This window comes from Martelella sp. K41-7, assembly GCF_055808365.1.
Genome location: NZ_CM147867.1, coordinates 756,158 through 769,307, shown reverse-complemented (window position 1 = coordinate 769,307; position 13,150 = coordinate 756,158). Strand labels below are relative to the sequence as shown.

Sequence of the window (13,150 nt, the reverse complement as noted above, 5' to 3'; positions counted from 1 at the left end):
TACGCGCACGCTTAAATCCAAGAGGCTCGGATGCTCGGTTTTCTTGTCCAGCGGCTGCTGCAGGCCGTTGTTGTCATCTTTGCAATGTCGATCATTGTGTTTCTGGGTGTCTACGCCATCGGCAATCCGATTGACGTGATGATTGACCCGGGCGCGACCCAGGCAATTCGCCAGAAGCTGATCGAGCAATACGGCCTCGACCAGCCGCTTTGGCAGCAATACTGGACATTCCTGTCCAATGTCGTCCATGGCGACCTCGGCACTTCGATGGTCTACAATGTCTCGGTGATCAAGCTGGTGTTCTCGCGGCTTCCGGCGACCGTGGAACTGGTTTTCGTCGCTGTGATGATTGCCACGCTGATCGGCATTCCGGCCGGCATCTATGCGGGCTACCGCCCGAACAGCCTACTCGCCAGGGCGATCATGGCGCTTTCGGTTCTCGGCTTTTCGGTCCCCACCTTCTGGATCGGTATGCTGCTGGTTATGGCCTTTGCCGTCAATCTCGGCTGGCTGCCCTCGGGCGGGCGCGGCGATGTCAGCTCGTTCCTCGGCCTGCGCACTTCGCTTGCGACGGTCGACGGCTGGCGGCATGTGATCATGCCAGCCTTCAATCTGTCGCTGTTCATGATGGGGCTTCTCATTCGCCTCACCCGTGCCGGCATGGTCGAGGCGATGCAGACGGACTATGTGAAATTCGCGCGCGCGCAAGGTCTGCCGGACAGGCAGATCGTTTTCAGCCATGTGCTGCGCAACATTTCGATCCCGATCGTCACGGTTTTCGGGCTGGAACTCGGCTCGACGCTCGCCTTTGCCGTCGTCACCGAAAGCGTCTTCAACTGGCCGGGCATTGGCAAGCTGATCATCGACAGCATCCTTCAGCTCGACCGACCTGTTATGGTCACATATCTCATTCTCGTGGTGATCCTGTTCGTGCTCATCAATCTCGTCGTCGATATCGTCTATGCCCAGCTCGACCCGCGTGTTCGGCTGAAAGGAGGCAAGTGATGACCGACGCAACATCTGCGGCAGCCCCGGTGGAAACCCGCCTGGCCCGCTTCCGCAATTTCTGTTCCGACTTCGCCCGTTCGCCGGTCGCCGTGATTTCCCTGATCCTGATCGTGAGTTTGCTGTTCGTGTCGTTTGCGGCCCCTCTGGTCTCCCCCCAGGATCCATACGACATGGCGAAACTCGACTGGATGGACGCGTTTTTAAAGCCGGGAACCGTCGGCTCGGGCGGCTACACGCATCTTCTCGGCACTGACAATGTCGGCCGCGACATGCTGTCGGCGATCTTTTACGGTCTGCGCACCAGTTTCATCATCGGCCTTTCCGCCGGTGCGCTGGCGCTGTTCGTCGGCATCTGCATCGGCCTGTCGGCGGCCTATTTCGGCGGACGGATCGAGGCATTTCTGATGCGTATCGTCGACCTGCAATTGTCGATGCCGGCCATTTTGCTTGCACTGGTCCTTGTCGCCGTTCTCGGTCAGGGCGTGGGCCAGATCATCTTGGCGCTGGTGGTTGCCCAATATGCATACTTCGCCCGCACCACCCATGGCGCCGCAACGGTGGAACGCAGCAAGGATTATATCGAAGCCGCCCGTTCCACGCCGCTCCCCACCAGCCGTGTGTTGTTCCGTCATCTCCTGCCGAACGTGCTGCCACCGCTGATCGTGGTGGCAACGGTACAGGTCGCCAGTGCGATTGCGCTGGAAGCGACCCTCTCCTTCCTCGGCGTTGGCCTTCCGCTCACCGAACCTTCGCTCGGGTCGCTGATCGCCAACGGCTTCAAATACATCCACACGGACCGGTACTGGCTGTCGATCTATCCGGGCCTGTTCCTGATGGTCACCGTGGTAACGATCAATCTGGTCGGCGACCAGGTCCGCACCGTTCTTGATCCGAGGCGCAGCAGATGACCAAAGCACTTGACGTCCGGGGCCTGACGACCCGGTTTGAAACACGCAGCGGCGACGTCACGGCCGTCAACAATGTCAGCTTCTCGGTCGAACGCGGCCGGATCATGGGCCTTGTCGGCGAAAGTGGATCAGGCAAGAGCGTCACTGGCTTTTCCATTCTTGGCCTCGTCGAGGAGCCCGGTCATATCAGCGGCGGCGAAGTGCTGGTGGAAGGCCAGGATCTGCGCGCGCTGAAACCGGAAGCGCTGCGCAAACTGCGCGGTTCCAAGGTTGCAATGGTATTCCAGGACCCGATGATGACACTGAACCCGGTGTTGAGGATTGGCGACCAGATGGCGATGGCCGTGCGCGTGCACGAGAACATGTCGAAACGCGCCGCATGGGAACGCGCCCGCGAAGCCCTTGAAATCGTCGGCATACCCGCCGCCGGTGAACGGCTGAAGGCGTATCCGCACCAGCTCTCCGGCGGCATGCGCCAGCGCGTGGCGATTGCGACGGCACTTCTGCACCGCCCCGCCGTCATCATCGCCGATGAGCCGACCACGGCGCTCGACGTCTCGATCCAGAGCCAGATCCTCGCGGAAGTTCGCCGGCTTGCCGACGAGACAGGAACGGCAATCGTCTGGGTCACCCACGACCTTGCCGTCATCTCCAGCCTCGCAGACGACATCTGCGTGATGTACGCCGGACGGATCGTGGAGCGCGGCACCGCCGAAGACGTGATCGCCGCCCCGCGCCACCCCTACACGGTCGGGCTGATCGGTTCCGTGCCAAGCCTACATGAACCGGGCGCACATCTGCCGCAGATCCCCGGCTCAACACCGCAGCTTGCCAATCTGCCGTCGGGCTGTCCGTTCAGGCCGCGCTGTCCGCGCGCGAGCGATCTCTGTGCCACCGAGCCGCCGCTCATCGAAACCGGCAGTCATTCGGTTTCCTGTCATCGCCCGATGGAGGCCCCATGAACCAGCCACTTCTTAAGATCGAAGGCGTTCACAAGCGCTTTACCCGCAAGTCCGGCCTTGTCATGCAAGGTATTGATCGGCTCACCGGCAGGCCTTCGGGCTCAACCGTTCACGCGCTCTCCGACATTTCGCTGTCGGTAACCGAAGGTGAAGTTCTGGGTCTTGTCGGGGAATCGGGTTGCGGCAAATCCACGCTCGGGCGGATCATATCGGGCATCTATACACCAAGCGATGGCGAGGTTTTCCTCAAGGGAGCGCCCGTTGCCCGCAAGCGCGGGAACAACGTCGAAAAGCTCACCACCAAGGTCCAGATGATCCACCAGGACCCGTTTGCAAGCCTCAATCCGCGCATGAAGGTGGGAGAGACCATTGCCGAGGGGCCGCGCATTCACGGGATCGTCAAGGCCAATGCTGTGCGCGCACGGGTGCGCAGCCTCTTGCAGCAGGTGGGGCTTGAAGCCGCCTATGCCGATCGCCTGCCACACCAGTTTTCCGGCGGCCAGCGCCAGCGTATCGCCATTGCCCGCGCGCTTGCCATGGAGCCGGAACTGCTGGTACTCGATGAGGCCGTCGCCTCGCTTGACGTCTCAATCCAGGCACAGGTGTTGAACCTGTTCATGGATCTGCGCCGCGAACTGGGCCTCACGGCCATCTTCATCAGCCATGACCTTTCGGTCGTGCGTCATGTGTGCGACCGTGTGGCAATCATGTATCTCGGACGCATCGTCGAGCTTGCTTCCGCTGAAGAGCTTTATGCCAGGCCGCTTCATCCGTACACAAAGGCTCTGTTCGCCTCGATCCCAAAGCTTGGCGCCGGACGCGGATCGTTTCAGCCGATCGAGGGGGAGATCCCCTCGCCGCTCAACCCGCCGAAGGGCTGCGCCTTTCATCCGCGCTGTCCGATGGCCGGACCGAGATGCAAAACGGAGCTGCCGCGCCTGAAACCGGCGGAAGCCGGCAGCGCGCAGGTGGCATGCCACCTCAACGACGGCGGCACCGCCGTGACACCGAAAACGGAGGCAGCATGATCGAATTTTCAAACCGCATCGCCGAGATCAACGACATTCTCTGTGCCGTCAACATGCTGCAATGGGATGCGCGCGTAATGATGCCCGCAGGCGGAGCGGCAACCCGTGGCCAGCAGATCGCAACGCTGAAGGCAATGGCGCGTGGATTGTTACTTGACGGAGCAACGGAGGAAACGGCCGAAGCCGTGCTCGCCAGCAACGCCACTGAACGCAACCGCCGTGCTGCCGAAGCCGTTCTTTCAGCCCGCAAGTGGCATATGAGCGTGCCACCCGAACTCCTGAAGCGTCAGGACGAAATCTCGATCATCGCCGGGCGTGTCTGGGCCAGGGCGCGGGCGGAAGGCGATTTCAGCCTGTTCCGGCCGCACCTTTCCGAAATCGTGACGCTGGCGCGGCAAACGGCCGACGCCATCGGCTATGAAGCGCACCCCTATGATCCGATGGTGCAGATCTATGAACCCGGCGAAAGTGCCGCATCGCTAAAGGCGTTGTTCGATGATCTTCGCGATGGCATCAAACCGGTACTGGAGGCAGCCCTCAAGCGACCCAAGCCGCGTACAGATTTTCTCTATCGTGACTATCCGGTCGAAACACAGAAGGCGCTCTGCGCGGAACTTGCCGAGCACCTCGGTCTCGACATGGATCGCAGCCGCCTTGACACCGCCGTCCATCCCTTCGAGATTTCCTTCACCCGTCAGGATGTGCGCATCACCTCGCGCTGGAACCCGAACTATCTTCCGATGTCGATCTTCGGCACCATGCACGAAACCGGCCATGCGATGTATGAACAGGGGGTCGATCCGGAACTGACGCGCTCGGCTCATACCACCGACATGATCGGCCTTTACGCCGTCGGCGGGAGTAGTTTCGGTATGCATGAAAGCCAGTCGCGGCTATTTGAAAATCACATCGGACGCTCGGCTGATTTCTGGGCGCTCCATTTCGACCGCCTGAAATCCCATTTTCCCGATCAACTTGGGGATGTCAGCGAGGCGGAGTTTGTGTGCGCCGTCAACCGCACGGAGCCCGGACTAGTGCGCGTGGAGGCCGATGAGCTGACCTATGACCTGCACATTATGCTGCGGGTCCGCATCGAAATGGCACTGATGGACGGCTCGCTTGCCGTCGACGACGTCCCCGAAGCCTGGAACACCGCCATGCGTGAGGACCTCGGCATCGACGTTCCGCATGACGGACTTGGCTGCCTGCAGGACGTGCATTGGTCGAGCGGCTATATCGGCTCGTTCCCGACCTACACGATTGGCAATGTCACCGCAGCCCAGATCATGGCGCGGCTGGACGAAACCGAGCCCTCGCTGCGCGATGCTGCCAAAATGGGCGATTTGGCCCCACTCAGGGCAAGGCTTGGCGCAATTGTCTGGCAGCACGGCCGCTCCAAAAACCGACGCGAAATGCTGGCGGAGATCGGGGCGGATGCTCAAGACTGCAAACCTTATCTCGACTATCTCAGCGGCAAATTCACCTAGGCCGCAACATCGAGCGGCTAAGGCTCCAGTTGATATACGGGCCATAAATGAGTGCGGGCGCCGGATCACTCCGGCGCCCGCTTATTTCTCCGCTACCGCGCTTCAGTTGTTAAAGTTGCCCATGCTGCGCGGCATCTGCGGCTGACGCTGATTGCCGGCCGGGCCCTGACCGCCAGGCTGCTGCGGTCCCGTGCCCATAACCGACAGTTCGGATACGGCAACCTTGCCGTCGCCGTCGGTGTCGAGATACTGGAAATGACGCGCAAACATTGGCCGGCCGACCTCAACCTGGAAGGCCTCGAATTCGTCCAGCGAAAGGAAGCCGTCGTTATTGGCATCAAACGCACCAAGTTCGCCCATCATCGCCGGACCGTTGCCGCGTGTTCCGTTTCCAGTGCCACGCATGCCGCCGGGACCGAAATCACCCTGCGGCCCGCCCTGCCGGCCGTTCATCGTGCCGGGGCCATAATTGCCCGGGTCATTGTTGCGCATCGCCGTCCAGCCGGTACCATTTCCACCCTGTGCGACGCCGTTCTGGGCGTAACCACGGGCCTGTCCCGCCTGCTGGCGGTCCTGCATCATACCCTGGCGCGCACCCTGCCCTCTCGCGCCCCCCTGCGGGCCGTTGCAATCCGTCATCATCTGCCGCCCGCCCTGACCGCGACCACCCCAATTGTCGTCGGGCCCAGCCGCCAATGCGGGAACGGCGGCACCGCCGATGAGTGCTGCAACCAGTCCTGCTGCGAAAATCGTTCTGCGTTTCATGACATCGCTCCTTTTCGGTTTTTCGATGTCGCCAATCTGCTCCCTCACTGTCGCAGAAGAATGCCGAGACCGCCCTCAATTGTATCCATTGGTCGCAAGGCAGGGCATCTGATACAAAACGTGACACAGTTTTGCGCAACCGGCCCCAAGCCTGCGCTATGATAAGGTCATGAGCAAAGAACCCCACATCCTGATCGTCGACGATCACCGCGAAATCCGCGATGCGGTGTTAAGCTACTTGCAGCGTAACGGCTACCGGGCCACCGCCGCCCGCGACGCGACGGAGATGGACGACAAGTTGCGCGGCGGAAGCTTTGACCTGATCGTTCTCGACGTGATGATGCCGGGCGAGGACGGCATTTCCGTCTGCCGCCGCTTGAGTGCCGACGGCAGCATACCGATCCTGATGCTGACAGCACTCGGCGAGGAGACCGACAGGATCATCGGCCTGGAAGTCGGTGCTGACGACTATCTGCCGAAACCCTTCAATCCGCGCGAGCTTCTGGCGCGCATCCGTGCCATCCTGCGCCGATCGGACCGGCAGCCGCGTTTTTCCGGCGCGCCGGCTGGTGAAAAACTCCGTTTCGCGAACTGGACACTCGACACCGACACACGCCGCCTTGCCGCCGATGACGGGCGTGATGAGGTTTTGACCACGGCAGATTTCCGGCTCTTGACTGTCTTGCTGTCGCGCCCGCGCTTTGTGCTCAGCCGCGAGCAGTTGCTGGACGCGACTTCCGGACGCAGCGCCCATGTTTTTGATCGCACCATCGATAACCAGATCAGCCGTCTGCGCCGCAAAATAGAACGCGATCCCGCAACGCCAGAAATCATCGTGACGGTGCGCGGCGGCGGCTACAGCCTCGCCTGCGATGTGGAGCATGTGCCGTGAGACCGCTTCTTCCACGCACATTGCGCGGCCAGATCATCGCGCTCATCGTTATGGCGCTCGCCATCGCCCAGTCGCTGACGTTGTGGCTGTTTGTGGATCAGCGTGCACTCGCGGTGCGATCGGCGCTCGCCATTGAGGCGGCAGACCGCGCCGGTAACACGACGCAACTCCTGGAAGATGCGCCGCAGGACCTCAGGGCCGAGATATTGCAGGCGGCAAGCTCTTCCCTCGTTCAATTCAGCGTGGGCGAAACTCCACTGGTCACAGATCAGAACGCCAGTGCGCCGAGCTGGATCGAACGGCGGATCCGCTCCGTGTTTGCCCGCGATGATCCACGTACCATCCGCGTCGACCTGCACAGCGATCAATCCCGACCTCCGCGTGTCGGCCCCGTTCCCGGCGCAGTACCGGGTGCAGGCGCAATGCGCGGCATGAACCAGATGCGCCAACCGCCGAACCAGCCACCTGCTAGTGCCGTCGAGCTCAACCTCTCCATTGCGCTTGACGACGGTAACTGGCTGAATGTCACGTCCCGGTTTCGTGACCCGCCCTATCAATGGGTCTGGTCGGAGGTCCTGCCTTTCGCGATTACGGCTATCCTGCTGGTGGTCGTGCTGTGGGCTGCTTTATCCCGACTGATCGGCCCCCTGCGTAAACTTGCCAGAGCCACCGACCGGCTCGGACGGGGCGAAGATGTCGAGCCTCTTGACCTTACCGGTCCCGATGAAATGCAGAAGCTGGCGGCCTCGTTTAACGACATGCAGGCCCGGCTTGATCGGTTCGTACGCGAGCGCACGCAAATGCTCGGCGCACTCGGCCATGACCTGCGCTCACCGTTGACCGCGCTGCGCGTGCGCGCCGAAATGGTGGAGGACGCGGAAACGCGTGTGCGGATGATTGCGACGATCGACGAAATGCAGGAGATGGTCGAGGCAACACTCACTTTTTCCCGGGGCATGTCACTGAGCGGACCGGTGGAAACGGTAAGTCTGCCAGCATTTCTTGGCGCGCTCACGCAAGAGCTGCGTGAAACCGGCGCATCCGTCACCTCCGGTGCAATCGCCGACGTCACACTGCGCGTCAGGACCACGGCTATGCGACGCGCACTCCGCAACCTTCTTGAAAACGCCGTGCGCTACGGGCAGCGAACCACGATTTCCGCAATTGCTGAAAACGGGCAGGCTGTCATTTTCATCGATGATGAAGGCCCCGGGATTCCAGACGAAAGTATGGTCCGCGTCTTCGATCCGTTTGTGCGGCTTGAAAAATCGCGCTCGCGCGATACGGGTGGCGTCGGTCTCGGACTTTCGATCGCGCGAACCACCGTCCTCGCCCATGGCGGCAAAATTTCGCTGAGTAACCGCTCAGAGCAGGGCGGGCTGCGCGTAACCGTCGAACTTCCGCTCAATGAGGGTGAATAGTGCGCGTTCCAGGTAGGCATCAGTGCGTTGCTGCTCACTATGGCGTGCCAAAACCGAACCACAGCATACAGACGGGAAAAATATACTCCATTTGTCATATTTTTCTTCCACACCCCTTGATTCATCTATGGCTATCACTTTACGATAGCGCTGTCTTACGGAAGGCAACCGCTCCAATATCAAAGACAGCACATCTCCTGAAACAACGGCCACGTATCTTCAGATGAAATATTTGCCATCATAGGCGACAGAGCACGAATACAAACACCAATCAAAAAACGTGATTTTGTGTAAAAACACTTCGTTATTTCTTGCGAAGACATTTCTATTTACGATTTTTAAAAACATGAAAAGACTCGAATATGCGGCTTTATCATTGCACTTACTGTGAACATAAGCTTCGATTTCCGCAATCGACTTGCTCAGGTTGCTACCAACCAACTCCCATTTACAATCGTGCACTTTTCTGGGTCGCAGCCATAGGATTAACGGTGCTCGTATTGGCTGCATTGACCGTGCATCTGGTACTCTGATCCCACCGCTGCTCCACGAAGCGATAAAGACACGGCGCTATGTTCGCGTCGGATTGCATCCCGAGCGCTCAGATCGATGGGTCATCTGGCAGATCGCCGCTTGCTTCGATTACAATTTATACTCATATTCTACGAATGCAGAAAAAAACACGACAAATCGTGGACGCTATAAGAACATGGACGGAAGAGAGAATTGCGGCTGCGGAACCGGGAGAGCGCCTGCCGACTGTCCGCCATATCATGCGCGAATTCAGAACAGCGCAGCGAACCGTTGAAACGGCATTGAAGCCGTTCTTCGAAGACGGTCGCATTGTCGCCCGGCCAGGCGCGGGCATCGTCACCGCCGAATGCCTGCCGCAAAGTCCGAGACAGTCTTTCGCCGCGGACCTTCTGATCCTCTATCGCAATTCCGACAGCAGGCTTGCACGGGTCACACTTCAGGAAGTCGCAGCACGGGTGAAGGCTGCCGGCTTTTCGGTCCTGCAGCTGGGGTTTTCCGGCGATGGTCAGGCAATCGATGTGCTGGAGCGGATCGGCCGATTCCGCGCGTGCCTCATCCAGGTCAATTTCGAGATCCTCACGGTCGCGTTTCTGGCTGCCCTACACAGACAGGCCGACCACATCGTTATCGACGGCGTTTCGGCCACCGGTATAGATGTCGATGCCATCGGAACAAACTGGCGCGAGGCACTTTCTATCGCCTTCCGTAAGATCAGAGAGAACGGTCATGAGAAGATTGCCTTCCTGACATCCGCACACAATGCGCGCCAGATTGCCATGGCGCGCCGTGAATTCGAACTGCTCGGCAGTTCGCTGCCCGACCCGACACAACGCTGGCTGATCGAACTCGACGCCCTGCCCGGCAGTTACCAGATCGAGGACATTGCCGAAGCGATCGGCCGGCACGCGAGCACCGACGGGGGCCTTCCGTTTTCCGGCCTGATCGTCTGGGGCGTTGTCGAAGGCTTCATTCTGGAGCGCGCCCTTGCGCAACTCGGACTTGAAGCCGGGCGCGACCTCAGCGTCATCATGCTCGGAAGCACCGATTTCCAGTCAGAGCATCTTGGCCGTTTCGATGTCGTCGGCAACAGCCACGACGAAAAACTTGCCGTGTTCGAACGGATCATCACGGAACGGATCGGCGACAGGTCCGACGAACCGCAGACCCATTACCTGCCGATCTCCCATGTGCACCATGGATCGGTGATCGATCTTACATCAGATTGAGTACATATGATGTTGTAGCCATATTTATACTCAAATAGCATCCGGAGCCAATGATAATGATCAAGTTCAGAGGCGTCGAATGCTCCACCAGCCGGTCCAGCAAAAAACAACAGGTGTGGCAATCGTCGGTGCCGGCGAGCGCGGCATCTACTATGTCGGCTCACGCATGGCCGAGATTGCCGGCGAAACCGGATTTCGCATTGTCGGCGTATTCGACCGGCTTGAAGACCGTGCCGGCTTCGCTGCGGACCACCTGAATGCGCTTTACGGCAAGGCCGGTGTCCGTCACATCGTGCGGGTTTTCGAAACCCTTGAAGCCGCCGTATCCGATCCCGCCGTTGATCTCGTGGTTGTCACCACCCATACCAATGCGCACAGGGCGCCGGTGGAAGCAGCGATCGCTGCCGGCAAGCGTGTCTACCTCGACAAGCCGATCTCGGTGACGCTGGAAGATGCCGAAGCAATTCTGGCAGCGGAAGAAAACGCCGGCCGCCCCATGCTGATGGCATTCACCCGACGCTACGAAAAGCCCTGGGTGGAGACCGTGAAACTTTGCCATTCGGGCCGTATCGGCACCCCGCAGATGATCCTGCTGCGCTCGGTCATTCCCTATTCACGCTACCTCCAGCTCTGGCACCGCAAACAGGCGCTTTCGGGTGGCGCGCTCAATGACAAGTGCTCGCACCATTTCGATGTGCTGAACTGGCTGGCCGCCGCCAAACCGCTCTCCGTCACCGCTGTCGGCGGCCGCAGCAATGTGTTCCAGCCCGACCCGAACGCACCGGAGCGCTGTTCGGTCTGCGACCGCGACTGCCCCTACCGCCGCCATGAAACGCTGGTGGACCGTTTTGAGGGCGCAGGCGCCGTTGCCAACGCAAGCTGGAGCGCGGCGGAACGGATCGAGGACCGCAATGACACCTGCGTCTATCAGTCCGGCGCCGACATCGACGACCACGCCATCGTAACGATCCGCTATGAAAATGGCGTTTCGGCCTGTCTGTTCTTCGCCATTTTCGGCCCCTTTGCCGAGGATCAGGAAACGCTTGAAATCGTTGGCTCGTCCGGCCGTATCCGCATGGAACGCCAATCCGGCGCCATCGATATCGTCGAGGACTACGGCCGCAAGCATGGCACGCTGGCCTTTACCAGCCCGGATCGCACATCGACCCATTTCGGCGCAGATCTCGAGCTTGTGCGCACGCTGCGCCGTTTCATGGACGGGGAAAACCCGCCGGTCGGCGTCGGGGACGGACTGGCGGCGCTGCGTCTCGTACTGGCCGCGCAGAAATCCATGGACAATGGCGGCATGCCGGTCGATCCGAAAACGCAGGAGTTCTTGAAATGACAAGACGTTTTTCGGAGCACCTGACCCCGCTTGCCAATCGCCTCGGCATTCAGCCGCTGTTTGGCGATATCCATAACCACGCGGCGCTTTCCTATGGCCATGGACGGCTGGAGGACGCGCTGGCAAGAGCTGCGCTTCAACTCGATTTCGTCTCCATCACCGGCCATGCGGCATGGCCAGACATGCCGGTCGACGTTCCGGAGGTCGCACATATCGTCGATTTCCACGTCAAGGGTTTCGCGAAGCTCAAGGCCAATTGGAAGGATCACTTCGAGACACTGAGAAGCTACGAGGCTCCGGCGCGATTTGCCGTTTTTCCGGGTTACGAAATCCATTCCTGTGAACACGGCGACTACACCATCGTCTACGCAGACCTCGATGTGGCAGAACCTGAGATCGCCGACACCCCGGCCGACCTCAAGGCCGCCCTTGAAGACGCCAAGGGTGAACGCGCGCTCGCCTTCCCGCATCATATCGGTTACCGGCAGGGCGCACGCGGCATCAACTGGGACACGTTCGACCCTGAACTGTCGCCCTTTGTCGAAATGTTTTCTATGCACGGCTGTGCGGAAGAGTCAGAATCCGATCGTTCCTATCTGCATTCCATGGGGCCGGTGAATGGCGCCTCCACCATGCGGTCGGGGCTGAAACGCGGCGCGGTCTTCGGCATTGTCGGCAATACAGATCACCACTCCGCCTACCCCGGCTCCTACGGCCATGGCCGCATGGCGGTCTATGCCGAAAATGATGACCGGGATGCGATCTTCCAGGCCATGCGCGCTCGGCACACCAACGCGCTGACCGGCGACAATATCCACCTGCTGACAGCAATCGGCGACACGGTTCAGGGCGGCATCGTAGCGCCCTCGGGGGCGGCCACGCTCGAGATCGAGGCAATCGGCGGCGGCTTCATCGACAGTATCGACGTGTTTCGCAACGGCGCGCTGTTCGAACGCATATCGCCCGAATTGCAGCCCGCCCCGGTTGATGCCGGTGACGACACGACAACACCGACCATTCTGTTCGTCGAACTCGGCTGGGGCGCACGTGGCAAAAGCCATGACTGGACCGGTGAACTGAGCCTTGCGGGCGGCGATATCCTCAAAGTCGAGCCCCGGTTCCGCGGTGCCGAGATCGTCTCCCCGCTGGAAGGCGAGGATCAGGCGGCCTCGCTGCCGGAGCTGCAACTGATCGGCGGCATCGTTTCGTTTTCGATCACTGCAGCCGCCAATCCCAACAATGTCACCTCGGCAACACAGGGCTTTGCTATCCACATCAATGCAGGCCCCGAAGCAAGGCTGAAAGCCACGCTTTCCGGCACCGAGCTGGATATTCCGCTGAGAAAGCTGTTCGAAGGCGCGCGCTCGGGCAATCTCGGCCCGATCGACAGCCCGGCTTTTCGTTTTCACAGCCTGCCCCTTCCCCATCAATGGCAATGGCAGGGCGAGATACCGCTGGGGGCGTTTTCAGCCGGCGAAAGTATCTATGTGCGACTGCGCGAGAAAACCGGGCAGATGGCCTGGACCTCGCCGATTTTCTGCAGAAAGGAGACGTAAAAAGGATCAGCAAAACCA

Annotated in this window: 11 protein-coding genes; 10 read left to right on the top strand and 1 reads right to left on the bottom strand. The window is 60.2% G+C overall.

The genetic code is table 11. The annotated features are described in order from the left end of the window. Positions 1 to 30: 30 nt before the first annotated feature. The 5 genes from AC0L7L_RS03590 to AC0L7L_RS03570 are packed head-to-tail and all read left to right on the top strand — an operon-like array spanning position 31 to position 5,393. Complete coding sequence (locus tag AC0L7L_RS03590; RefSeq protein ID WP_272210346.1) at positions 31 to 1,005, top strand: ABC transporter permease; 975 nt, start codon at positions 31 to 33, stop codon at positions 1,003 to 1,005. Then, positions 1,005 to 1,916, top strand: a complete 912-nt coding sequence (locus AC0L7L_RS03585) for an ABC transporter permease (protein WP_473511999.1) — start codon at positions 1,005 to 1,007, stop codon at positions 1,914 to 1,916. The genes AC0L7L_RS03590 and AC0L7L_RS03585 overlap by 1 nt, the downstream gene beginning before the upstream one ends. Next, positions 1,913 to 2,878 carry an ABC transporter ATP-binding protein gene (locus AC0L7L_RS03580; protein WP_272210343.1) on the top strand — a complete coding sequence of 322 codons (966 nt, stop codon included), beginning with the start codon at positions 1,913 to 1,915 and terminating at the stop codon, positions 2,876 to 2,878. Before AC0L7L_RS03585 ends, AC0L7L_RS03580 begins: the two co-directional genes overlap by 4 nt. Next, positions 2,875 to 3,906, top strand: a complete 1,032-nt coding sequence (locus AC0L7L_RS03575) for an ABC transporter ATP-binding protein (protein ID WP_473511996.1) — start codon at positions 2,875 to 2,877, stop codon at positions 3,904 to 3,906. The genes AC0L7L_RS03580 and AC0L7L_RS03575 overlap by 4 nt, the downstream gene beginning before the upstream one ends. Continuing rightward, on the top strand, positions 3,903 to 5,393 hold the full coding sequence (locus AC0L7L_RS03570) for a carboxypeptidase M32 (RefSeq protein ID WP_473511994.1): 1,491 nt from the start codon (positions 3,903 to 3,905) through the stop codon (positions 5,391 to 5,393). Before AC0L7L_RS03575 ends, AC0L7L_RS03570 begins: the two co-directional genes overlap by 4 nt. A 102-nt stretch (positions 5,394 to 5,495) precedes the next feature. On the opposite strand, the gene AC0L7L_RS03565 is transcribed toward AC0L7L_RS03570, so the two are convergent. Next, complete coding sequence (locus AC0L7L_RS03565; RefSeq protein WP_473511992.1) at positions 5,496 to 6,158, bottom strand: EF-hand domain-containing protein; 663 nt, start codon at positions 6,156 to 6,158, stop codon at positions 5,496 to 5,498. A 169-nt stretch (positions 6,159 to 6,327) separates the two neighbouring features. Here AC0L7L_RS03565 and AC0L7L_RS03560 point away from each other — a divergent pair, with 169 nt between their 5' ends. From AC0L7L_RS03560 to AC0L7L_RS03540, 5 genes are all read left to right on the top strand, one after another. Continuing rightward, positions 6,328 to 7,050, top strand: coding sequence for a response regulator (locus AC0L7L_RS03560; protein WP_473511990.1), 723 nt, complete (start codon positions 6,328 to 6,330; stop codon positions 7,048 to 7,050). Next, a complete protein-coding gene (locus tag AC0L7L_RS03555) occupies positions 7,047 to 8,471 on the top strand; it encodes a sensor histidine kinase (RefSeq protein ID WP_272210336.1) in 1,425 nt (474 codons plus the stop codon). Before AC0L7L_RS03560 ends, AC0L7L_RS03555 begins: the two co-directional genes overlap by 4 nt. 692 nt (positions 8,472 to 9,163) lie before the next feature. Then, the gene (locus tag AC0L7L_RS03550) at positions 9,164 to 10,231 is read left to right on the top strand and encodes a GntR family transcriptional regulator (RefSeq protein ID WP_272210335.1); all 1,068 of its coding nucleotides are present in this window, start codon (positions 9,164 to 9,166) and stop codon (positions 10,229 to 10,231) included. 79 nt (positions 10,232 to 10,310) lie between these two features. Next, positions 10,311 to 11,576: a Gfo/Idh/MocA family protein gene (locus AC0L7L_RS03545; protein WP_473511987.1), complete on the top strand. Its 1,266-nt coding sequence runs from the start codon at positions 10,311 to 10,313 to the stop codon at positions 11,574 to 11,576. After that, positions 11,573 to 13,132: a hypothetical protein gene (locus AC0L7L_RS03540; protein WP_473511986.1), complete on the top strand. Its 1,560-nt coding sequence runs from the start codon at positions 11,573 to 11,575 to the stop codon at positions 13,130 to 13,132. Before AC0L7L_RS03545 ends, AC0L7L_RS03540 begins: the two co-directional genes overlap by 4 nt. Positions 13,133 to 13,150: the final 18 nt, after the last annotated feature.